The 24,594-nt window shown below is 36.2% G+C and carries 16 protein-coding genes and 1 pseudogene; 11 read left to right on the forward strand and 6 right to left on the reverse strand.

All coding sequences use genetic code 11. The features are described 5' to 3' along the window. The first annotated feature begins 5 nt into the window (after positions 1 to 5). Positions 6 to 2,087: an alpha-glucosidase MalA gene (gene malA / locus GFS03_RS12435; RefSeq protein ID WP_153424378.1), complete on the forward strand. Its 2,082-nt coding sequence runs from the start codon at positions 6 to 8 to the stop codon at positions 2,085 to 2,087. On the opposite strand, the gene GFS03_RS12440 is transcribed toward malA, so the two are convergent. Together GFS03_RS12440 and GFS03_RS12445 are read right to left on the reverse strand one after the other, a co-directional pair. Continuing rightward, on the reverse strand, positions 2,079 to 2,777 hold the full coding sequence (locus GFS03_RS12440; protein ID WP_153424379.1) for a sugar phosphate isomerase/epimerase family protein: 699 nt from the start codon (positions 2,775 to 2,777) through the stop codon (positions 2,079 to 2,081). The genes malA and GFS03_RS12440 overlap by 9 nt on opposite strands. Positions 2,778 to 2,958: 181 nt before the next feature. Next, positions 2,959 to 4,029 carry a Gfo/Idh/MocA family protein gene (locus tag GFS03_RS12445; protein ID WP_153424380.1) on the reverse strand — a complete coding sequence of 357 codons (1,071 nt, stop codon included), beginning with the start codon at positions 4,027 to 4,029 and terminating at the stop codon, positions 2,959 to 2,961. Between the two features lie 362 nt (positions 4,030 to 4,391). On the opposite strand from GFS03_RS12445, the gene GFS03_RS12450 reads away from it, so the two are divergent. The 5 genes and pseudogenes from GFS03_RS12450 to GFS03_RS12470 all read left to right on the forward strand — a co-directional run bounded on the left by GFS03_RS12450 (position 4,392) and on the right by GFS03_RS12470 (position 10,488). Beyond that, positions 4,392 to 5,420, forward strand: a complete 1,029-nt coding sequence (locus GFS03_RS12450; RefSeq protein ID WP_153424381.1) for an ABC transporter permease — start codon at positions 4,392 to 4,394, stop codon at positions 5,418 to 5,420. A 1-nt stretch (position 5,421) separates the two neighbouring features. Continuing rightward, a complete protein-coding gene (locus GFS03_RS12455; protein WP_153424382.1) occupies positions 5,422 to 6,393 on the forward strand; it encodes an ABC transporter permease in 972 nt (323 codons plus the stop codon). After that, positions 6,390 to 7,387, forward strand: a pseudogene (locus GFS03_RS13690) (ABC transporter ATP-binding protein). Before GFS03_RS12455 ends, GFS03_RS13690 begins: the two are co-directional and overlap by 4 nt. Continuing rightward, positions 7,377 to 8,180 (forward strand): ABC transporter ATP-binding protein, encoded by an 804-nt coding sequence (locus GFS03_RS12465; RefSeq protein ID WP_153424383.1) that lies wholly within the window; start codon positions 7,377 to 7,379, stop codon positions 8,178 to 8,180. The pseudogene GFS03_RS13690 and the gene GFS03_RS12465 overlap by 11 nt, the downstream one beginning before the upstream one ends. 163 nt (positions 8,181 to 8,343) lie before the next feature. Next, a complete protein-coding gene (locus tag GFS03_RS12470; protein ID WP_153424384.1) occupies positions 8,344 to 10,488 on the forward strand; it encodes an ABC transporter substrate-binding protein in 2,145 nt (714 codons plus the stop codon). Positions 10,489 to 10,522: 34 nt separating this feature from the next. On the opposite strand, the gene GFS03_RS12475 is transcribed toward GFS03_RS12470, so the two are convergent. After that, positions 10,523 to 11,629 (reverse strand): glucose 1-dehydrogenase, encoded by a 1,107-nt coding sequence (locus GFS03_RS12475; RefSeq protein ID WP_153424385.1) that lies wholly within the window; start codon positions 11,627 to 11,629, stop codon positions 10,523 to 10,525. A gap of 50 nt (positions 11,630 to 11,679) precedes the next feature. Further along, the gene (locus GFS03_RS12480) at positions 11,680 to 12,537 is read right to left on the reverse strand and encodes an SMP-30/gluconolactonase/LRE family protein (protein ID WP_153424386.1); all 858 of its coding nucleotides are present in this window, start codon (positions 12,535 to 12,537) and stop codon (positions 11,680 to 11,682) included. 428 nt (positions 12,538 to 12,965) lie between these two features. On the opposite strand from GFS03_RS12480, the gene GFS03_RS12485 reads away from it, so the two are divergent. Further along, complete coding sequence (locus GFS03_RS12485; protein ID WP_153424387.1) at positions 12,966 to 15,377, forward strand: GH116 family glycosyl hydrolase; 2,412 nt, start codon at positions 12,966 to 12,968, stop codon at positions 15,375 to 15,377. 6 nt (positions 15,378 to 15,383) lie between these two features. On the opposite strand, the gene GFS03_RS12490 is transcribed toward GFS03_RS12485, so the two are convergent. After that, positions 15,384 to 16,853, reverse strand: a complete 1,470-nt coding sequence (locus GFS03_RS12490; protein WP_181443761.1) for a DUF2139 domain-containing protein — start codon at positions 16,851 to 16,853, stop codon at positions 15,384 to 15,386. 254 nt (positions 16,854 to 17,107) lie between these two features. Between GFS03_RS12490 and GFS03_RS12495 the strand changes: the two genes are divergently transcribed. Together GFS03_RS12495 and GFS03_RS12500 are read left to right on the forward strand one after the other, a co-directional pair. Continuing rightward, positions 17,108 to 18,817: a glycoside hydrolase family 2 TIM barrel-domain containing protein gene (locus tag GFS03_RS12495; protein ID WP_153424388.1), complete on the forward strand. Its 1,710-nt coding sequence runs from the start codon at positions 17,108 to 17,110 to the stop codon at positions 18,815 to 18,817. Between the two features lie 580 nt (positions 18,818 to 19,397). After that, positions 19,398 to 20,507: a mandelate racemase/muconate lactonizing enzyme family protein gene (locus GFS03_RS12500; protein WP_153424389.1), complete on the forward strand. Its 1,110-nt coding sequence runs from the start codon at positions 19,398 to 19,400 to the stop codon at positions 20,505 to 20,507. Positions 20,508 to 20,511: 4 nt separating this feature from the next. On the opposite strand, the gene GFS03_RS12505 is transcribed toward GFS03_RS12500, so the two are convergent. Beyond that, entirely contained in the window at positions 20,512 to 21,414 is a 903-nt protein-coding gene (locus tag GFS03_RS12505) for a dihydrodipicolinate synthase family protein (RefSeq protein ID WP_153424390.1), read from the reverse strand. A gap of 50 nt (positions 21,415 to 21,464) precedes the next feature. Between GFS03_RS12505 and GFS03_RS12510 the strand changes: the two genes are divergently transcribed. Both GFS03_RS12510 and GFS03_RS12515 read left to right on the forward strand, forming a co-directional pair. After that, positions 21,465 to 22,250 (forward strand): sugar phosphate isomerase/epimerase family protein, encoded by a 786-nt coding sequence (locus tag GFS03_RS12510; RefSeq protein ID WP_153424391.1) that lies wholly within the window; start codon positions 21,465 to 21,467, stop codon positions 22,248 to 22,250. Between the two features lie 70 nt (positions 22,251 to 22,320). Further along, positions 22,321 to 24,591, forward strand: a complete 2,271-nt coding sequence (locus tag GFS03_RS12515) for a glycoside hydrolase family 3 N-terminal domain-containing protein (RefSeq protein ID WP_153424392.1) — start codon at positions 22,321 to 22,323, stop codon at positions 24,589 to 24,591. Positions 24,592 to 24,594 lie beyond the last annotated feature (3 nt).

Raw genomic sequence — 24,594 nt, forward strand, 5'->3', positions numbered from 1 at the left:
GAAGGATGGAAGTAATAAGGATTTACGAGGGATACGGCGTTTACAAAGTAGTTATTGGAGAACCATTTCCTCCAATTGAATTCCAATTTGAGCAAAAGGTAACATCAAATAAATCCTTATCAGAGTTGGGTCTAACAGTTATTAAACAAGATAACAAGGTTATTATCGAGAAATCATTAGATTTGAAAGAGCACATTGTAGGATTGGGCGAGAAGGCATTTGAATTAGATAGAAAGAGGAAAAGGTATGTAATGTACAACGTTGACGCTGGTGCTTATAAGAAATATCAAGATCCACTTTACGTTAGTATACCCTTCTTTATATCAGTGAAGGATGGGACTGCGACTGGCTACTTCTTCAACTCGGCTTCTAAGGTAATTTTCGATATAGGACTTGAGGAATATGACAAGATAATCGTGACAATTCCAGAGGACTCAGTGGAGTTTTATGTAATTGAGGGGCCAAGAATCGAGGACGTTATTGAAAGGTACACGGAACTAACAGGGAGACCTCTCCTACCTCCTATGTGGGCTTTAGGTTATATGATATCACGTTATTCTTACTACCCCCAAGATAAGGTTGTTGAGATAGTTAATTTAATGCAAAAGGAGGGTTTTAGAGTAGCTGGAGTATTCTTAGACATTCACTACATGGATTCTTACAAATTATTTACGTGGCATCCTAATAGGTTCCCAGAACCTAAAAAGATGATAGATGAGTTACATAGGAGAAACGTTAAGTTAATTACAATAGTTGACCACGGAATAAGGGTTGATCAGAACTATTCACCATTTCTTTCCGGGATAGGAAAATTCTGTGAGATTGATAACGGTGAAATATTTGTAGGTAAAATGTGGCCTGGAACTACTGTTTATCCTGACTTCTTTAGGGAAGATACTAGAGAATGGTGGGCGAGGTTAATTTCCGAATGGTTATCACAAGGAGTTGATGGTATTTGGCTAGACATGAATGAACCAACAGACTTCTCTAGGGCTATTGAGATAAGAGATATTTTATCGTCACTACCCGTACAGTTTAGAGATGATAGACTTATAACCACCTTTCCAGATAACGTAATTCACTACTTGAGGGGAAAAAGAGTTAAACATGAAAAAGTTAGAAACGCTTATCCTTTATATGAGGCTATGGCAACGTTCGAGGGATTTAGGAAGAGTGGTAGGAACGAGATATTTATTTTAAGTAGAGCAGGTTATGCTGGAATACAAAGATACGCATTTATCTGGACTGGTGATAATACCCCTTCATGGGATGATTTGAAGCTTCAACTACAATTAGTTCTCGGCTTATCGATTTCTGGTGTACCTTTTGTTGGCTGTGATATAGGTGGATTTCAAGGCAGGAATTTTGCGGAAATTGACAACTCTTTAGACTTGTTAGTAAGGTATTATAGTCTTGCTCTGTTCTTCCCCTTCTATAGGTCACATAAGGCTACTGATGGTATAGACACAGAACCAGTTTTCCTGCCAGAGTACCATAAAAAGAAAATAAAGGAAATCGTAGAGTTGAGGTATAAGTTCTTACCCTATATTTACTCCTTAGCGTTAGAGGCTAGTGAAAAGGGACATCCTATTGTTAGACCCCTATTTTATGAGTTCCAAGATGACGATGACATGTATAAAATTGAAGACGAGTATATGGTTGGTAAGTATCTACTTTATGCTCCAATTATAAGCAAGGAGGAGAGTAGGTTAGTAACATTACCTAGAGGTAAGTGGTATAATTACTGGAATGGTGAGATAATACAAGGTAAGAGTGTTGTTAAGTCTACTCATGATTTGCCAATTTACTTAAGAGAAGGTTCAATAATCCCACTAGAAAATGACGAGCTAATAGTTTACGGTGAGACCTCGTTCAAACGTTATGATAAAGTTGAAATTATCTCCTCAAGTAGTGAAATTAGGTTTTCAAAGGAGGTTTATATTTCTAAGCTAACTTTCATATCAGAGAAACCAGTGAGCGAGATAACATTTGACGATGGTAAGGCAATTCAAGTAGAGAAGATTATGCAGAATACTTACGTTGCTAGGATTAATCAAAAAGTTAAGGGAAAGATTACCTTAGAGTAATTTTTTCACGTAATCTAAGGACTTAACTATGCCCGGAATTGGGTTTTCGGAATCTGGCTCGTATTCTATCATCAGCGGAATATCCAAATTTAATTCTTTTACCTTACTTATAACCCCCTTCACATCCAAAACCCCACTACCCACAATCACGTCCTCTCCCTTATAATTTACATCTTTAACGTGAATGTCGTGAATTCTTTCCCTTAACGTGGTTATTGCCTCAATTGGATTCTCACCATATCTAAATAAGTGAGCTAGATCAAGGCACATTCCTACTCTACGATCTAAACTTTTTGTGAACTCGTAAATCCTCTTATAAGATCCCCATCTATGGGTGGGACCATGATTATGTATCGCAACTTTAATATCGTATTCCTTAGCTAGGTCGCTTATTAAGTTAAGGGAATCCTCATCTGGATCCGCAGTTATTACCTCAATTTCACCCTTGTTTGCGAAGTCGAAAATGCTTCTTAGCTCTTTTTCGTCTCTTTTTAAATGATTAACCCCATGGGCGATAACTTTGACTCCGTTTTCTTTATGTAAATTGATTATATCCTCAATACTATTAGAAGAGGGAGGTAAGTGTCTTGGAAACGCCTCAACGTAGGATATTCCCAAACTAGAGATTACCTTTAAAGCATTATCATAAGTTAATTTTCTAAGTGAATAACTTTGAATTCCGAGTTTCATAAGTTAGAGGAACACGTATTTGATATTTAAATTTAGCTTTAACTTGTTAACCAAAAAATTATTAAAGAGTAGTAGTCACTGTTCAACTTTTTTGAGATATAGAATAGTTTTAAAAAATAAAGAAAGTTATGAGAGAAGTTCTTAATTTTAATCAGATAATCATTATGAATAATAAAAAAGATTATACTACAATCCTAAAATCTAAGGGCAGTTTCATCACTTGTTTGTTAACTGAGGAAAGGTAAACAGCTTTTATCACCTCTAAGCTTTTCATGCCCTCCTTTCCACTTATCGGAAAATCCTTATCTTGCGATAAAGCCCTTAGGAAATCTCTAAACAACTCCTTATGCAAATTACCTGGTTGAGTGATTGTTTCCTTTTTATGCTCAATGCTCACCTTAGACTCCTCAACCTTATCCTCAATTGTCACTGTTGACAATTTATCGTCAAGTATTTCCACAAACCCGTTATTTCCATGTATCCTAATCTTTCTATACTGGTGAGTAGTAGGTTTCATGGAGACAGTTTGAGAAATTGTGCCTAGTGCACCGTTCTTATATCTTATAATGGCAACTGCGGTATCCTCAACTTCAATTTCTTCATGAGTCAAATTGTCAACAAATCCAGATACCTCCTCTACATCTCCATTTAACCATATCATTAAATCGATAGTGTGTATGCCTTGATTTGTCATAACTCCCCCTCCCTCAGTATTCCACATCCCTCTCCAACTTCTAGCTATCTCATCTCTTTTATAATATCCCTTCATATCACGATACCATTTCAATTCCGACTCAACCAGATATATTCTACCAAGCTCCTTCAAGATTTCGTTCTTTAACCTCCTAATGTCCGGAGCGTATCTTTCTTGGAATATAACTCCTAGTTTAACTCCGTTTCTCTCAGCTCTACTTATCATTTCCTTAGCTCCAGCTAGGGTAGTAGCCATTGGCTTTTCGACTATTACATGTTTTCCATATTCCATCGCTAAAATAGCTTGAGGTGCGTGTAAATAAGAGGGTGTTGCTATGGTAATGAGATCAACATCTGGGTTTCTTAACGCATCATCTATGGTGGTATAATACGTTATACCGTAATCACTTCCTATTTTCTCTGCAATTCCCTTAACTTGATCCACTACTGCAACAAGTTTTACTAATTCTGTTTCCTTTTCTAACTCCTTTAATACTTTTACGTGAGTTTTACCTATTGAACCTAAGCCTACAACGGCTATACCAAATCTCTTTTGCATGAATAAAGAGTGAGGTATGAAAATAAATAGTCTTCACAACGAGTATGGTTTCATACTAAGGTGAAAATGATCTTATGGAAAGCAAAAAATCAGCAAAATTAAGAGGAACACATGATATAAAAGCTTAGTCTCATCGATTAATAGTTTATTATTTAGGGATATACAAGGAAGGTAAGGGGAAAAGCTAATTAAGCCAAAACTCATCTTTGAAATTTTATAGGACATAGTACTGCATATCCCTTATCGTTCCGTTAATGTAATGGCTAATTTTTTTTAAGATATTGAACTGTTTTAGTAGTTAAAACTTTTACGTATAATATTTATATACCCCCTCGTGAAAAGAGTTTAATAGTGGGGATATAGTGAGACGCGATTTCTTGATCAAAAGGGGTATATACTACATCATAGTATGGTTTGTTGGAATTTCAATTGATTTCGTACTTCCTAGATTAATACCTGGCAGTGCACTTGCAAGTATAATATATGGTAGGATTGGTGGTGCAGGAGCCAATTATGGACAAGACATTCAACAAGAGATTCAAATTCTTGTTCAGCAAATGGGTTTAGCTCAATATCAACAACCTCTTTATATTCAATATTTTAATTATTTAAAAGAAGTAGTCACACTTAATTTTGGCCCTTCGTTATCTGAATTCCCAGTATCTGTTAGCACGATTATAACTGAGGCGGCCCCTTGGACATTTGGAATAGTAATACCCGCTATCGTTGCTTCTTTCTTTATAGGTAATTTGCTAGGCAGGGCAGCAGCTTTGTCTAGAGGTAAAATAGGCGACTATGCAATACTAGCTGTCACCATGTTTTTATATACGTTTCCGGTTTTTGTTACCGGAGAGATTCTTATAGAAGTATTAGCAGTTAACTTTCACATATTCCCTTCAGGAGGACAGTATAATACCTTTCAATTTTTGAAACCAACTTTAAGTTTGCCCTTTGTATGGTCCGTAATATATCATGCAATATTACCCACGTTAACCTTAGTCCTCTTCTCTTTGGCGGGTTGGATAATGGGGATGAGGAATAATATGATACCTATTTTACAAGAGGATTATATGAATTACTATAGGCTAATGGGAGTATCAGAGAGAGTGATTGCAAGTAAGGCCTATAGGTTGGCATTACTACCTAACTTTACCAGTTTTGCGATATCGTTAGGGTACTCCGTATTAGGAGCTGTAGTGATAGAGTATTTATTTAACTATGCAGGTTTAGGTTATTTCTTTAATCAAGCCATTACCGGTTTGGATTACCCATTGTTAAGTGGAATATTTTTTATGCTAGTTACTGCAATGGTACTGAGTAATTTCGTAGCTGACATAATCTATACAATGATAGATCCTAGGACTAGTCAAGAGGAGACCGAGGGTATGTAAGATGGCTAGTAGAAAGTTAAGTACTTTTAATTTAAAAATAGATAAGTACGGTCCAGTTTATAATCTAATAAGAGGTGTGTGGGAACAAAGAGTAGCAAGGGTGGGATTTTATATACTTTTAGGAATAATAGTATTTTCCATAATAGGTGTATTCTATACTCCATATAATCCTAGTGCGACTAACTTTCCTAGGGATCTACCACCCTCGCCTCAACATCTTTTAGGCACAGATGACTATGGTCATGACATCTTCTCTCAACTTTTAGTGGGGGGATTTCCAGTAATTGGAGTAGGTCTAGCTGTTGGATTAATAGGTACGCTAATAGCTATCCTCATAGGAGTAACTTCTGGGTTGTATGCTGAGACAACGATTGATAGAATATTAAGTGCAATAACACAAATTTTCTTAATAATACCCGGTATTTTGATTATCGAATTAATAGGTGCATATCTGGGGGCAATACAATTTAAATTAGGCTACACGGTAATTTTATTCGCTCTTTCATCAACAGGTTGGGCGTGGGGATCAAGGGTTATGAGGTCTTTAGTGTTATCATTAAGAAGAAGAGAATATATATTGTCTTCTGAGCTTATTGGGGAGTCTAAGTTAAGTGTAATTTTCAATCAAATAATACCTAATAATCTACCGTTCATAGCGTCAAACTTCTTCTTTACTGCGATTTACGGCATAACTGGCTTTACGTTTATTTATTATTTCGGATTGGGTAGTCTGACACAGGTTAACTGGGGGACTATGCTTTATTGGTCTTTAGGAGGAGAGGCCTATTTAAGAGGACTATGGTGGTGGTACATTCCTCCTGGACTTATGATTGGTTTAGTAGCGTTTTCATTTGCTCTAATAAATATAGGAATTGATAGAGTAGCTAATCCAAGGCTAAGAATATGGGACGTAAAGAAGTATATGAAGAAGATAGAAAAGGCAAAAGAGAAAGAGGAGGTGGTGAGTAGATGAGTGAAGTTTCAATATCTGTAAAAGACTTAAATGTAGGTTACTTATCGGACTATGGTATAATAAAAGTCCTAAGAAATGTAAGTATTGACATTCCAGAAAGGAAGATAACAGGGATAGCAGGAGAATCAGGTTCTGGAAAGTCCACTCTCGCAACAACAATAATGGGATTTATAAACCCCCATTATACGTAGAGAGGGGTAGTATAATTGTAGATGACAAATACGATATTCTCTCAATGTCTAAAGACGAGCTAAATAAAATAAGAGGAAGCTTAATATCTTACGTTCCTCAAGCCGCTCAAAACTCGCTTAACCCGATTAGAAAGGTTAAAGAAACTTTTACAGATATCTTAAAAGCTAAAGGAATGGACTACTATGCTAACATTAACGTTGTATATAATGCATTGGAAGAGGTAGGGTTAACTGATAGGCAAGTATTAGATATGTATCCTTTTCAGTTATCTGGCGGTATGAAACAGAGGGTTGTAATCGCGATTTCACTCCTATTAAATCCAAAAATAATTATAATGGATGAACCTACTACTGGTTTGGATGTGGTAGTGCAATATGAAATCCTCAAATTATTAAAGAAGATACAAAAGGAGAAGGATCTAACACTGGTAATTATAAGTCATGACATAGCAATGCTATTCCAAATATCAGATTACATAGCTGTAATGTACGGTGGGCAAATAGTGGAATACGGTAAGTATAATACGTTGTTAGAGGAAGCGTATCATCCCTACACTTACCTTTTACTTAGTAGCGTACCTACAGTTAGATCTAGAGGGAAGAAAATACCTAGAATTCCGGGAGATTTTGAAGGTTTTATAAGATACCCTAAGGGCTGTGTCTTTTCTTCGAGATGTCCCTTCGTCACTAGTTCATGCAAAGAAGCTCCACCTCAAACCGTAGCATATGATAAGTTTGGATTTTATAAGTGCATCAGATATCCGGAATGGAGAAATGAGGTGAAAAAAGCTTATGAGTTATAGTCTTATTCAGCTAAGACATGTATACAAAGACTTCATAGTTAGAAAGGGCGTTTTTAGGAAAGAGCACAGACCGGGTATATGGGATGTGAATATGGATATAAGAAGGAATGAGATAGTGGGAATGGTTGGAGGAAGCGGTGGAGGTAAGACAGTAATAGCTTGGATGATAGTGGGGTTATTGAAACCTACAAAAGGTTCAATAATTTATACTCCCATGAATCTAGATATTACCAAAGCAAATAAAAAACAACTGAAACAGTATAGAGCAGATGTTCAACTAGTTTTTCAAGATCCCTATTCCTCACTAGACCCAGCTCACACAGTTAAATGGCATATAGAAAGGCCATTAAAGATATACAAATATAAAGGCGATATTGAAGAGAGAGTAAAAGAGTTACTGAGAGAGGTCGCACTAACTCCTCCAGAAGACTTTCTTAATAAGTATCCATTCCAACTCTCCGGAGGTCAAAGACAAAGAGTCTACTTAGCTAGAGTATTGGCGCTAAATCCTAAAGTGTTGATTGCTGATGAGCCAGTGTCAAACGTAGATGCTTCAATAAGGGCATCTCTACTTGACTTATTTAAGCGGTTAAGAGACGAGAAAGGGATATCAATTATGTATATTACTCACGATATTGCTACCATTGGATATGTGGCTGATAGGGTATATGTAGTTAAGAATGGAAGGATAGTAGAAGAGGGCGATGTGGAAACTATTATTTCTCACCCAAAACACGAATATACAAGGCTATTGATAGAAGCAGTACCAGATCCCTATAAAAGAATAGAATAGTATATTTTTTATTTTTCAATATTCTTAGGTTTAGTCGATAATTACTTTGAAATCGATTAATAGATTGTATCACAGATTAGATTGCAAGGAAATTGTGATTTTAGCTGTTAAGAAAGCTTTATATACCTCCCAAGAATTATTACAAATTGATAAAGTGATAGATATGAAAAAGTATAAGGTAATTTCTACTCTAATATCTATCTTAATGTTAATAAGTATAGGAGTGTTCGCAACCCCAATAATAGGGCAACAAACATCAGTGCAACCTGAAGGAAGTATGGTAGTCGTAGCTTCGCCCGTAGGAACATGGCAAGATAACTTTAACCCATGGAACGACCCAAACAATCCAGCATATATGGGATTATGGCTTATTTATGAACCTCTTGCATTAGCTAATCCACTAAATGGCGAGATTATTCCTTGGTTGGCTACTAATTGGACGTGGACTACTGGTTATGTTAACACTTCAAGCGGAAAAGTGCAAACACTAGCATTAATATTGTACTTGAGGCATGACGTTTACTTCACAGATGGTACGCCATTTAATGCGACAGCAGTGTGGTACACTATAGGATTAGAACAAGCATATCCACAACTAGGGCAATTAGCTGGAGATGTTGCTAATATGACAATAATAAACCCATACGAATTGGAAATAGTATTCAAACCTGGACAAACACCCATAATTTTGTATACTGTTTTAGCACAGTGGATTGTTGATCCAGTACAGTGGGGTAAACTATTCCCAATAGAGCAATTACCAAATGGAACATTTATTGCATTAAATAAAACCGGGAATCCCTTCACTTGGCCAAACCCTAACCCAATAGGTACCGGACCATATATGCTATATAGTTACAGCCCACAGCAAATAGTACTAGTAGCTAACCCACACTACTGGATGCCAGGAGAACCAAGAATAAAATACATCTTATTCCCAGCATATGCAAGCAATGTCCCAGCTGATACTGCACTAAATAACGGACAAATAACGTGGGCTGGACTTTTTGAACCCAATATTCAACAAGAATTCGTAGCTAAAGATCCAGCACACTATCATTATTATTTCGCTCCAAGCTCCCCACAAATGGTTTTATTTAATAATATGAGGTGGCCTTTGACTGACCCAGTTTTGAGACAAGCAATATACATGGCTATCAATAGAACAGCAGTATACTATTTAGGTGAATATGGGTACGAGCCTCCGACTTCTACTCCATTACCCTTACCAGAGCAAATGTTGAATGTTCTGAATTCCACTGTTTTACAAATGGCTGAGTCTATGGCGCCACCTCAAGGTAATGTAACTGCTGCTTTACAGCTACTTGAATCTCACGGGTACAAACTCGTTAATGGGCAATTGATAGCGCCAAATGGTACACCAGTACCAACCATGACGATCATGGCTCCAGCTGGATGGACAGACTGGGATGCAGACCTAGCAATAATAGCCCAAGACTTGAAACAAATAGGTATAACTGTACAAGTACAAACACCACCATTCTCCACATGGTACAACTACATGCAAACTGGAAACTACTGGATGGGAATGATATGGGACCTGATAACTGGTCCTGCTCCAATATTCTATTTTCAAGGATATTTGTGGAATTGGTGGAATTCCCCGGGTAACGTTACGCCAATAGGAAATACAACTTACTACAACATGGAGAGGTTTAACTTAACAACCAGACTAGCACCTTCTTCACCACCAGCAAACATGTTAGTATATTACGCATGGGGCAACTTGACCAACCCAGAAGTAGAGAACAAACTAATAAACGACATGGCATTATTATGGCTAAAATACATGCCAGCGTTTGGTCCGGTCTATGGTGCTAACTGGTATGAGTATGTTAATAATACTGTTACTGGCTGGCCAACTGCGCAAAACTATTACTGGCCTGGTCCACCATGGGAAAGTACTGGAGTAACACCTTTACCGGTAGTTTTGGCTTTGCATTTGGTTAATCAGTCTGTTCCAGAGCCTTGGTGGTATTACACTTCACAAGTTCCCTCAAGCTGGTATACTTCTAATGATCCATTCGTATATCAAACTACAACTACAACTAGTACTACTACAAGCACGTCTACTACTACAAGTACTACTACGTCTACTACAACTAGTACTGTAACTACTACGAGTGTTTCAACTACTACTAGTGTTTCCACATCTGTGAGTACTACTACAGCTACTGTAACTACTACTGTTAGTTCGTCATCCAATACTGCATTGTACGCTATAATAGCTGTTGTTATAATAGTTATAGTAATAGTCGCAGTTATACTAGGCCTAAGAAGAAGATGAAATAAGAAAAATAATAATTTTTTATTTTATTAATTTATCCCCATTTTATTTTAACTTTTATTTCTCCCGGAAGTTTATCTCTAAGGCTACTTATAACTTCCCTTTCATCATTTATACTAATGATTTTTGTTATCATCTTGCTAGTAGTCTTCGGCCATAATGATTTCCATGATGCTAGATGAATAAGCGCTTGTTGAAAGTGTGGTTTTTGACCATTATCTAGGCCTATTATGACTCTATTGTTTATCACAAAATCCTGCACGGTTTTATAGTCTAAAGAGAAGGTGTCATACCTAGGGAAGCCAAAAAGACCTAATACTCCATTAATTTGGAGTAAGGGAACTAACTGTTGTATTATTGACGCAGAAGCTCCTGTAGTATCAATTATTAGGTCGAATTTACCTACATCTTTGGCTAACTTCTCATATCCACTAGCCGAATTATAAAAGAGAATTCGAGGCTCCTCAAGTATATCTTTCTCATTATCTAATAACTCTCTACGATTTGCTATCCATACTTGAAATCCGTATGTTCTCAGAACTAGTGAAAATAAGATACCGGTTGGTCCTGTGCCAACTATTAACGCTTTTCTACAGTTTAGGGTCCCATCATCGCATGTCCATATTGGGACTCTCTTTTGTGTTGTGAGTACTGACTCAACTGATTTTTCTATATCAGCTAAGGGTTGAGCTAAAATAGCTATGTCCTTTATTTCTGGGGGAATTTTTACTAAGTATTTGGGATCATCATACATGTATTCTCTCATAAATCCGTCTAATCCTTTAGTACCAGCAACTAAACCTTCTCCAGTTTCGCAGAAGTCTGGTCTGCCAACTAAACAGTTTAGACATTTTCCGCACCCCCTCTTATTTATAGGCATAACTAGTTCACCTTCCTCCAAACCATAACCACCAACTTCTACTACACCAATAGCTTCATGACCTAGGATAAGCTCATCTTTACCAGGTGGGGGTTTAACGTTTGTTCTTTTACCACTTACTATCTCTCTATCAGTTCCGCAAATTCCATTTTCCAGAATCTTTAATTTAACTAGTCCGACTGTATTTAATTTATCCTCATCAATTTTCACATCTTTAATTTCAACCCCAGGGTTTGGGGGTTTTACTACTATTGCCTTCATATTCTAGTTTCCCTCTTGTCGTAAGTATATAATCTTTATGGATAAATTGTTCAAGTTAAAAATTTGTAACTCTGTAATCCTTTGATATTTATCTTTACAGTAAACATTCTTCCGGCAAGAGGTTCACCTCCCCTGCTCATAGTAGTTATAAATAATTGATTCATTTCTGGACCACCAAAAGTGACTGAAGAAACGTAAAGTACTGGAAGTTTTATTTCAAATACTTTTTCTCCATTCTTCGGATTCCACCTAGTGATTTTACCTCCTGCAGAGTGGGCTATCCATAAGTAGCCTTCTTCATCAACTGTCATCCCATCTGGTCTACCCGGTTCATTCTTAAAATCAATGATAACCCTTTTGTTATAGATCTCTCCTTTATCCTTATCGAAATCAAATTGAAAGACTTTCCTAAGTGGGGTATCTATTAGATAAAATAATTTATTGTCTGGATCCCAACCAAGTCCATTTGATCTATAAAGCTTATCTAAAACTTTACTCAATCTCTTACCTTCTAATTTATATAGACTGGCAGTTGGTTTTGGATTTTCTATGTCTAGATTCATTGTTCCAGCCCAGTATCTACCCATTATATCACACTTCCCATCATTGAATCTATTCTCTTCATCATTTTCCAATTCAAAGTATGGTATTATCTCTCCAGTGATTAGGTTTAGCGTGTAAAATCCATGACGTAAAGTTACTATTATTGTCTTATAATCAATAAGGCAGAGAGAGGTTACTAGATCTGGCGTATCGTAATATTTCTCTTCATTAGTGTTGAGGTCATTTACTATTACCTTCTTACCTTCTATATCTACCCAAAATAGTCTGTTTTTTTCAATGTCGTAAACTGGACCTTCACCCAGTATTGCTTTGTAATTCCCTAAAGTTTTTAACTCTATTTTCATCTAGTCTCCCTCACTACTAATTAGATCCTTTTGAAAATTAAAGCTCGTCATGAAACATTTTATCACATAGTTTATGCTTAAATAATAATAAAATATATCTATAGTTATTGTTAACAGTTTCGAACCAACCATGGACTATAATGAAAGAAAAGTCATTAATAATAAATGCTACATTGCCAGATGTGAACTTATATCCCGAAGAGGTAATGTTGAAATAAAGAGATGTATAGATTATCCACTAACGGAGTGAAAAAGGATGAACAGTTTTTCCGGGACTTTAATGAAGACCAAACCCCGTTTATAATATAGTTAAATTATCAAATTATATTGTAAAAATTTCACTAAAACATTAGACGGTACCAACAAACATTCTATTTACCAAATAATAGCATGGAAAGCTTATTTACTAGATAGCATAGAGGGTATGTGTGAAATACAAATACTCTTATGTCTTAGATTCTGGAATTCCTCTTGGTGGAATAGGTACTGGCTCAATGGAAATAAGAGCAGATGGTAGACTTTACTCATGGACTATATTTAACAATGGTGGGATTGCGGAAAGAAATGAAGACAGGTATAAGTATTTCTTAACGGAATTCGACTCCTTCTTTGCATATGAAGAGGGGAAAATGATTAGAATTCTCCACGCCTACGATTACAACTTTGGAGCAAATCCATATACGAGACCTTGGATAAGACCGGTAAGGGAAATAGAATTCACAGGGGAACCACCAATTGCTTACCTAGACTACGATAATGAAGTTAAATTAAAGGCGTTTTCACCATTCATACCCTTAGACGTAAAGAACTCTTCCTTACCAGTAGCAATATTTAAATTTAGTAGCAAGAAGAATACAAGATTCTTCTTCGGAGTTAATAATCCATTTGAGAAAGGTCAAATAGAAGTTAAGGAGGACATGGTAATCTTCAAGGGAGAAACAACATCTGATGATCCGAGATATCAAGGGAATCTATGCATTAAGGTAATAGGAGAAGACGCATCAGCTACTGCATATAATCAAATATTCGACTTCTGGGACGATTATAGGTCTAATAGTTTAGTGAAGAAAAAAGGAGATAACCTAGGAATCGTAAGTGGTAAGGGAAACGATTTAACTTTCATAATCACTTGGTTCTTCCCTAACTTCATACTTAAGGATGGTAGAAGAGTCGGTCATTATTACGAGAACTTCTTCAATAGCTGTGCAGAAGTAATGGATTACGTTATTAAAAAACTAAACTACCTAGAGGAGAAAACTACGCAATTCCACGATTTATTTTATAATGCTGAAGGCGTAGAGTCATGGATTGTTGATCTAATTGGAGCGCAAATAGCTACACTTGTGAAAAGTACTTGGTTAACCAAAGATAACTTCTTCGGAATATGGGAGGGGTATTTTGACACTTCTGACCAGAGGAAAATAGGAAAATATCCTTATACTGATGGCCCAGAAAACACTGCATTAAACACAATCGACGTACTACTATACGCATTACCGGGAGTGATGCTGTTATTTCCGGAACTAGCTAAGAATATTGTAAAAGATCTCTCTAACAGAGCTCTCAAGGAGGATACCCCTGAGTACGTTATATTTTCATTAGCGTTTCCAGATAATCTAAATAAATATAAGGAAGAGGTTAGGAAGGATCCAACTATAAGTACTGATATAAAGAAATTATATGAAACTATAAAGAGAATTGTTAAGGAGACTGGTAAGGATCCCAAAGGTAGAATGCCTCACTATATTCGTCACTCATTAACAGTAGACACTTACGAGAGGATAGATATCAACCCGGAATTCGTGTTACTCTATTATTTAATAGCCAGATACACTGGTGATAGGGATTTTCTAAAGAGTGTTTATGAGGTTGCTAAAAACGCAATTGAAAGCATTATAAGAACTCAGACCTTAGATGGTTTGCCTTATCTTACATTACCATCTGGAATTGAGTGGATGAGACATGTGAACAACATGTTAAAAGCTAACGATGCTTACAAGATTTTGGGTTATCATACTTTAGCATTATCAATGCAAACACTAGACGACTGGTCATGGCTAGGCTTTTCTCCATTCGTATCCTTTTTATGGATAACTGCGCTAGAGGCATTAAATGAAGCATCAAAACTACTTAATAGCCCTCAAAATTACGAGGTAAAAGAGTTAATAGAAAAGGCTAATAAGTACTTGTGGAATGGCGAATATTATATAAACTGGTATGATCCTATTTCGAATCTGAGAGATGATTCCTTAAATGCCTCTCAAATAACTGGCGACTGGTATGTTCAGTTGTTGGGTCTTCAAGAATTTTTAGACTACGAGAAGCGGAAATCTATATTCTCCTCAATAATTAAGTATAACTATACCGAAGAAGAGGGCATTAGAAATGGGTCCTCAAACAAAGAGATTACGCCATTGGGAGTTAAACTCTCAGTACAGTCCAAGGCACCTTGGAGTGGAGTAGAATATTATCTAGCTTCACATATGTTCTATGATGGTTTCGACGAATATGCAAAGAAGATTTTGAGGAATGTTTATGAAAGGTATGAATTGGCCGGTAACTTCTGGAACCACCTAGAATGGGGTGCAAGATATATGAGACCATTAGTGGCTATAAATATCATTCACGCAATTGAGGGTATGAGGGTAAACATGCTGGATAATGAAGTTAATATAGACAAACAGAAGAATTTGAAATGGATACTACTCCTTCCTACAGCTTGGGGTTTGTTAGGTATTAACAATGGAAAGATAAGGATAAGGATTTATCATGGAGAGTTTAAGGGTAAAATAAATGGAGTTGAAGTTGCTTTAAGGGAAAATGAAGAGATTGAATTTTAAAAATTTTTATTCTAAAATTATTTCGGCTTGGAGTTGATCTATATTCTCGTCCAGTTTAAACGCCACTATATCATAATAATTGCTTAAATCTACTATATTCCAGCCAGTGTTTAGTGAAATAGTATCATCTCTAACCTTGGAGAACAATGAGTACTCGGCAATTCTCATCTTTGTTGACTTTGCAGTGTATACTCTTAACTTCTTCTCAGTAAATCCTTTTAATGGAATACCACCAAACCAGCCATCTATCCCTGCAGTAGGTGAATACGAACCATCGTGAATCCATATCCTTATCGGATTCCACGGTTTCTTAAATAGTTCGCTCACTGGTATTGCGAATATTCCACCATCACCTGCCCTATAAGTGTATACTCCCGTGTGGTTAGCGTATGAAGAGCCAACATATAGATGTTCGCCATCATGAGCCATACCGAAGATCGCTCCACTTTCCGTTATTATCTGAGGTACTACTGGGTCAATCCTAAGGAGCAAGCCGAATGTGGTCTTAGATGACATATCCCTTAAGTCCTCAGCAGGATTTGCCGATATAACCGGAATACCCATTATGTAAACTTTCTGTGCTCTGAAGCCCGGAATGTAAGTAGGTCTTTCCGATTCAGGGTTGCGAACATCTAGAAATGGATATAACCTATATATGTCCTTTTGTGGGTCGATGTGTATAAGCGCCCCACCGTAGAATGCAATTAACTTGTTTTGGATCTGCACTATTTGCCCTCCAACTCGCCTTATCTGTATCTTCTTGTTGTTTTCCAATGGGAAATCAAAGGACTCTACGAACTTATGTTCACCATTAAGCGTATTATATACCATTATTGAAGAAACATCAGTGTGTATTGGATTAAATATTGTAGCGTATATTTTATCGTCCTTCATTTCCATTTTATATACTGTGCGATTTTTCACTAGAAATTCCGCATCTCTAGTGGATACGCCCACTTTCCATAAGCCTAACTCAGCATGTCCATCAGCTCTGCTGAAGTATATTGCATCTTCGTGATCGTCGTAAAGAAGGTCAGTAACTTCGCCATACCAATTGTTTGGAGGGATTTTATCGTCCCACTTCCTACTCCATAGAACTTCTACTTTATCGTTATCATAGATCATATGAATGTGACTATACTTCATCCTCATATCTTGATATTTTAAAATTCTCTCATATTGTGATACCTCTATCATTCCAGGCGGTGCTTTCAGCCATCCGCCTATGAATAATAAGTCCTTAGACCAAGTTAATGCTGCGTGAGTATCGCCTGCTACTCTAGGTGGTCTTCCTAACTTTTCATATCTATATATTACTTCTCCATTAGAATACACTTTAGCTGCGTGACCATCATGAACTATCATGTTTCTAGAAATCGGATGAAAGCCTATGTAAAGAGATCTAAACTGATGGTGACCTAACGCTACTTCATTGTGCTGAACGAACTCTTTCAAAACTAGTTTTGGCTTTTCCAACGTTTACCCCGAGTAGTAATATAAATCTAGCCTATTTAATTCTTTAGCGTTACTATTTACGAGTTTTGGAACAAACTAGTGCTTTACGGAATTGTTGAATTTTCAAAAGAGTTGGGATGTACTACAAACATAAATTGTGTATCCGATCACTAACTGAATGAAGATAATATAGAGTAGTAGAAAAATATTCTAGAAACAAATTGGGCGTTAAACCCAATAAAGCTTAAATTACGTTATTCTTATCTCTTGATTACATGAAGTCATTTTATAGACCTAAAATAGATCTTCAAGGCTTTTGGAAATTCATGTTAGACGTTCAAAACGTTGGGGAAAAGAATGAATGGCATAAGGGTTTTAACTCAGAAGATATTATTTATGTACCAGCATCGTGGAATGAACAAAATCCAAAATGGGATCAGTTTTCTGGGATAGCGTGGTATCAAAAGGACGTATTTATTAGTGATAACTATGGGGATAAGAAAGCTTGGATAATATTTGATGGAGCGGGATACATTACAAAGGTTTGGATAAACGGAGAGTATATAGGGACTCATGAGGGATCATTTACTCAGTTTAAATTTCCTATTAAACCTAAATTTAATGAATTTAATAAAATTGTAGTTAAGATAGATAATACACCTTCGCCTTATAATTTTCCTCCCGCTAAGAATCTAAACAGTGCGGCGTTCGACTTCTTTAATTACGGGGGTATCCATAGACCAGTTTACATAGAGTTCACAGACGAATGTCACATAGAAGATATTACGATACATACTAAATCTAACGGACAGTTAAGAGCAGAGGTTTTAACAGAATGTAGCGAGAAGTTTAACCTAAGGTTCAAGTTAGTTGATAAAGAGGGAAGGGTTTTATTAGATGAGGAGAGTAATAAAAAAGTGTATGAAAAAGATGTAGGTAATGTAATACCGTGGTCTCCAGAAAATCCCAATTTATATACTCTCATAGTTGAGCTTTATGTTAACAATAATCTAAAGGACTCAGTTTATGAACGTATAGGATTTAGAGACGTAGAGGTAAAGAATGGAAAAATATACTTGAACGGTAGGCCCGTATTCTTAAAGGGCTTTGGAAGACATGAGGATTTTCCAGTGCTAGGTAAATTTATGCATGGGGCAGTTTTAGTAAGGGATTTTTACCTTATGAGAAAGATTGGAGCTAACTCGTTTAGAACTTCCCACTATCCCTATTCAAATGAGCATTTGGATATAGCCGATGAAATGGGATTCCTAGTTATATTAGAACCACCATTATGCTACTCTAATATCACTAGGATAATGAGTCGTGATGAGATTGCTAAGATGTTCAGTGATGAAAAATACTTCGAGAAAGTAAAGGATACGATAAGTGATATGATAAGGCAACATAAGAATAGGCCCTCGGTAATAATGTATAGTGTGATGAATGAACCCCCAAGTGATATGCGTGAAGTTGCAGAGTTCATAAGGAAAGAAGTAGAATTCTTCAAGAGTTTGGATTCTTCTAGACCAGTAACTTTTGCTTCGCATAGATCAGTACAAGACTTAGCGTTAGAATATGTTGACGTGATATCCTTAAACTATTATCACGGATGGTATACTGAGTGGGGGGATATTGATACTGGTGTGAATGTTGTTGTAAGTGAGATAGAAGAAATTCATAAGAAGTTTCCAGAGAAGCCAATATTAATAACTGAATTTGGTGCCGATGCAATATATGGTCTTCACAGCGATCCTCCTCAAATGTGGTCTGAGGAATATCAAGCTGAAATGATTAGAAGATATATAGAAGCATTAAAGGAGAAAGACTACGTAATAGGCTTTCACATATGGAACTTTGCTGACTTCAGAACACCACAGAATCCAGGAAGAACTATACTTAATAGGAAAGGAATATTTACCAGAGATAGGCAGCCTAAATTAGCAGCTAAAGTAGTTGAGGAACTATTCAAAAGCAAACTACCTTAAATAAGTAGTAACTCAAATATTTTACTTTTAAATCTATGTCATATTTTTATTTTAATTAGTTTAGAATCTCTTCTAATAAGAGACAATACAATCGCTTTTTCTCATTTTGTCTTCTAAGATATGGGCTCTGGTGAGCAAATTTGGTTTGCAACCCCTTATCATAATATCTACCTATTATGATTCCTTTTTAAGAATATCTGTGCATTTACGTTTCCTCCCTATAAAGGGGAGACCTTGAATTACTGTATATTTCAAATTTCATTTTAACTGCTGTAGGTTCATTTCTACTACTTATATATGTCTTAAACCTTATTTCTCTCTACTTCGAAAAATTTATTAACAATGATATTTTCAATTTTATCTTCATACTCAACTATACTTGCCTCAAAATTCGTTTACAATTTTTCATTATTCTTATATAACGGTGTTTTAACTATTATCCTTTTTAGGTGTTCTAGAGTAACACATTTCTCTACAAGAGGACATATACCCTCATCTTAACTTCTTAATTTAAGTTTTAACTGTGTGCGAAATTTGACACGGGATATATATTTTTATTCTTTAAGACCAGTTGAGTATTATGAAAGCAACAACTATAGAGGTAGGACTATATAAAATCCCTTCAAGGCATGCACAAGAGAATGCGATCGCGAGGTTCACCGCTTACGAATGGATAATAGTTAGAATTAAATTCTCCAATAATATAGAGGGAATCGGCTGGACTTATACTCAAGGTAAGGGAGGAAGTGCAATTTTCCATCTCTTAGTAGACTATTGGGCTAAAGAATTACTATCTGAAGATGACTTAGACCCTTTAACACTTAATAAAAAGGTTTGGTCACTTTCGTATTCTTATGGGTTGGAGGGGTTAAGCAGATTAGCTTACGCTACTATAGATATTGCACTATGGGATGCATTAGCTAAACAAAGCGACTTACCGCTATATGAGATGTTAGGTGGGTCTAAATCCCCTAAAGTCAAAGCTTATAGGAGCGGGATAGATTTGAATTTCTCCTTGCAAGATTTAGTTAATGACATAAGGAAGTATAAGGACTTGGGATTTAAGGCATTTAAAATAAAAATAGGAAAGCCAAACTTTGAAGAAGATATTGAGCGAGTTAAAGCAGTGAAGGAGGTTATAGGAAATTATCCATTAATGGTTGATGTAAATAGAGGTTGGAATTTTCAAGATACTGTAAAAAGAGGCAAGATTTTGTATGATTTAGGAGTTTACTGGTTAGAAGAGCCTATAGAAGCAGATCTACTAGACCAATACAAACTATTAAGAGAGAAGTTAGAAATTCCGATTGCTGCAGGAGAAAGTCTTTACAACAAATTTGAACAAACCATGCTGATATTAGAGAAATGTGTAGATATTGTACAATTAGACGTGTTAAGAAGCGGAGGTATAACAGAGTGGATGAAATACGCTCAATTAGCAGATTCTTTAGGATTACCAATGGCTCCCCACTTTGGCGAAGAAATATCTGTACAAGTATTATCAGCCATAAAAAACGGATTATTTCTAGAACATCTACCCGGTAGTAATTTACATGATAGCGGTGTGTTAAAGTCATCACTTACCTTCGAAGAGGGTTATGCTATACCACCAAATAAGCCCGGACATGGTATAGAATTTAATTGGGAAAAACTTTCTAACTATCAAATAATGTATGCGAAAGTTACTTAGCTTTTTATGGTATTTTTTCAAGATTTATTATCTGGTTTATTTTCTCTATCATTTTTCTCTTAACATCTTCACTTACTACATCATCTAAAGCTGGTAATGGGGGTCTTACAGCATAGCTTGAGATTAAACCCCGTAGCCATGCTCCTAGTTTAGCTAAATGTGACATTGTTAAGGGGAATTTTATAAATGACCTATACTCTAAGAGTAGATCATATAGCCTTATGGCAGTATCAACATTTCTCACTTTTACGTAACTCTCATAAATCCTAAGGGGTAAAGAGGAAAATGAACCCATTGAGGTTGTAAATCCTTTTGCTCCTAAAACGAGACCTAATAAAGCCCTCTCTTCCAAACCATCTATTACCTCTATCTTCTCCCCTACTAGCCTCACTACCTCCTTAAATTCTACTACGTTATACCTAGCCTCCTTCAGCAACTTAAAACTAGGTATTATATCGCTTAGCCTCTTTATTAGTTGTGGGGAAAGATCTACTCCAGTTGATGATGGATTGTTGTATATTACAATTGTTGAGTCACATGATTCAGAGACTTTAACGAAGTAATCCAACATCCCCTTTTCATTACCCTTTAAATAGTAAGGGGGTAAGATCATTATTTTATCGACACCTATCTCCTTATATCTCTTACATAGCTCACTTGTTTCTAAAAATGAAGTAGATGATGCACCAGCTATAATTTCACCCTTATTTAATGATTTTCTCACAACATCAACTACTCTAACTTTCTCCTCAAAGGTAAGAGAGGAGAATTCACCAGCAGTACCTAGAGGAACAATATTTTTATACCCAGAACTCTCAGCGAACTCCACAATCCTCTTCAATCCTTCTAAGTCTAACTCCAATGTCTTAGTGAAAGGTGTTACATTAGTTAAGAAAACTCCGTCCATACTATCTCTATTCGTTCAAAATTTATAAAATATGTTGCTAACTTATTCCTATGAAAGTTGTATTTTCTAGTCTTGCGTATCCAGAGTTAAGCTTAGAAGACGTTGTAGAGAGAGTAAGTAAGTTTGGGTTTGACGGATTGGAATTAAGGGTTGCAGATGATGGTAAACATTTGAAGCCAGAATTCCCAATAAATAAGGAAGAGTTAGCAATCCTTTCATCGATAAGAATATCTGATTTAGCAGGTTATGCTAGGTTTTCATCTCCAGACGAAACTGAAAGAAAAAAGAACGAAAAAGTATTGGAGACATTGATAAAAATGGCTAACACTCTAAATGCTCTGGGAGTGAGAGTTTATGGTGGGGAATTTAGTGATGAAGGAGTGATTCACAGAATAGTTCAATCGCTAAAGAGGATGAATAGAGTTGCCCAAGACTATTCAGTTAAAATTCTCATAGAAACTCATGATAGTTTAGCGAAAAAAGATAACATAGTTAAACTGTTAGGCGAGCTTGATGAGGAGGACATAGGATTTGTCTATGACCCAGCTAACGTTATTTTTGCGGGTGATTCTCATGATGATGTTTTCCCTTTAGTAGTTAAAAGAATATATCAAGTTCACGTTAAGGATTTCATAATAAAGGATAAAAAGAGAGTATTTGTCGAACCAGGAAAAGGTATAGTTCCCTTAGAGAAAATAATTAATGACTTAAAGAGAATTGGTTATAAATATTACATTTCAGTTGAGTGGGAAAAGATTTGGCATCCGGAATTAGAAAATGCTGATAATATACTACCTAAATATCTCTCATATCTAAGGAATCTACTGTATAACTAGCTTAAATTAATGTAAGATATAATAACATGTAAACCTAAACTCTTAAATGCAATAGAGTTATTTTATTATCGTGGCTGACACAAGGAGTCTTCTAAAGCAGATGAGTCTAGAAGAAAAAATAGCTCAGCTCCAAGCTATACCAGTTGATGCTCTCCTAGAGGGAAAGGAATTCTCTGAGGAAAAAGCAAGAAAATATCTAAAGCTAGGGATAGGACAGATTACTAGAGTAGCTGGAAGTAGATTAGGACTAAAGCCAAAAGAAATAGCTAAAATTATTAACAAAATTCAAAAATTCTTGGTAGAAAATACAAGGTTAAAAATTCCGGCAATAATCCATGAGGAATGCTTATCTGGTCTTATGGGATACTCTGCTACGGCCTTCCCTCAAGCTATTGGTCTAGCTAGTACGTGGAATACAGAATTAGTTAATAGTGTAGCATCAGTTATAAGATCTCAAGCAAGACTACTTGGGGTTAATCATTGTCTTTCTCCAGTACTAGATGTTTGCAGAGACCCGAGATGGGGGAGATGCGAAGAGACTTACGGGGAAGACCAATATCTAGTAGCTTCAATGGGATTAGCTTACATTACTGGATTGCAAGGCGAAAATCAATTGGTAGCAACTGCAAAACATTTCGCTGCTCACGGTTTTCCAGAGGGTGGAAGAAATATTGCACAAGTACATGTGGGAAATAGAGAACTGAGAGAAACGTTCCTCTTCCCGTTTGAAGTTGCCGTAAAGACGGGAAAAGTAATGTCAATTATGCCTGCGTATCATGAAATTGATGGAATTCCATGTCATGCTAATCCTCAATTATTGACAAATATTTTAAGACAAGAGTGGGGATTTGATGGAATAGTAGTTTCTGACTACGATGGTATTAGACAATTAGAAACAATACATAAGATTGCGTCAAATAAAATGGAAGCCGCTATTTTAGCTCTTGAATCTGGAGTGGACATAGAGTTTCCTACAATAGATTGTTATGGTGAACCGTTAATTAATGCTGTAAAGGAGGGTTTAGTCCCAGAGTCTCTAATAGATAGGGCTACGGAGAGAGTTTTGCGAATTAAAGAAAGACTCGGCCTTTTAGGCAATCCATTTGTTGATGAGAGTTCAGTTCCGGAAATGTTGGACGATCATAAATCTAGAGAATTAGCCCTAAAGGCAGCTAGAGAGTCAATAGTTCTTCTTAAAAACGAGAATAATATATTACCTTTAAGTAAGAATATTAATAAAATTGCAGTAATAGGACCAAATGCCAATGATCCGAGAAACATGTTAGGAGATTATACCTATACTGGACATTTAAATATAGATAGTGGGATAGAGATAGTAACCGTTCTCAAGGGGATAGTTAAAAAGGTTGGAGAAGGAAGAGTACTCTACGCGAAAGGGTGCGATATTGCAGGTGAGTCGAAAGAGGGATTTGAAGAGGCGATAAAGATAGCAAAGGAGGCTGACGTAATAATAGCTGTAATGGGTGAGAAATCGGGACTTCCAATATCGTGGACAGACGTTCCTTCTGAAGAGGAGTTTAATAAATATCAAGCAGTTACTGGAGAAGGTAACGATAGGACTAGTCTAAGATTACCGGGAGTTCAAGAGGAGTTAATCAAGGAATTATACAAAACCGGAAAACCGATAGTATTAGTTTTAATTAATGGTAGGCCTATAGTTCTTTCACCGATAATTAATTACGTAAAAGCCGTAATTGAGGCATGGTTCCCAGGAGAAGAAGGGGGAAATGCCATAGCTGACGTATTATTTGGAGAGTATAATCCTAGTGGACGATTACCAATCACATTCCCAATGGATACTGGACAAATACCATTATATTATAGTAGGAAACCATCTTCATTTAGGCCTTATGTTAAGCTTCGTTCATCTCCGTTGTTTCCATTTGGATATGGTTTAAGTTATACTCAATTTGAATACTCTGACCTAGAAGTAACGCCAAAAGAAGTTGGACCTTCTGGTTATATTACCATTTCATTAAACGTTAAAAATGTGGGAAAAATGGAAGGAGATGAGGTTGTTCAATTATATATTTCAAAAACCTTTTCCAGTGTTGCTAGACCAATTAAGGAATTAAAAGGATTTGCTAAAGTTCATCTTAAACCTGGTGAAAAGGGAAGAGTGAAATTCACACTGCCCATGGAAGCATTAGCGTTTTACGATAACTTTATGCGACTAGTAGTAGAGAAAGGTGAGTATCAGATACTAATAGGGAACTCTTCTGAAAACATAATTCTTAAGGATATGTTCAGAGTAAAGGAGACCAAACCTATTATAGAGAGAAGAATATTTCTATCAAATGTACAAATAGAGAAAATTTAAGAA

The organism is Sulfolobus sp. E5-1-F (genome assembly GCF_009601705.1).
In the GTDB taxonomy this organism is placed as follows: Archaea; Thermoproteota; Thermoprotei_A; order Sulfolobales; family Sulfolobaceae; genus Saccharolobus.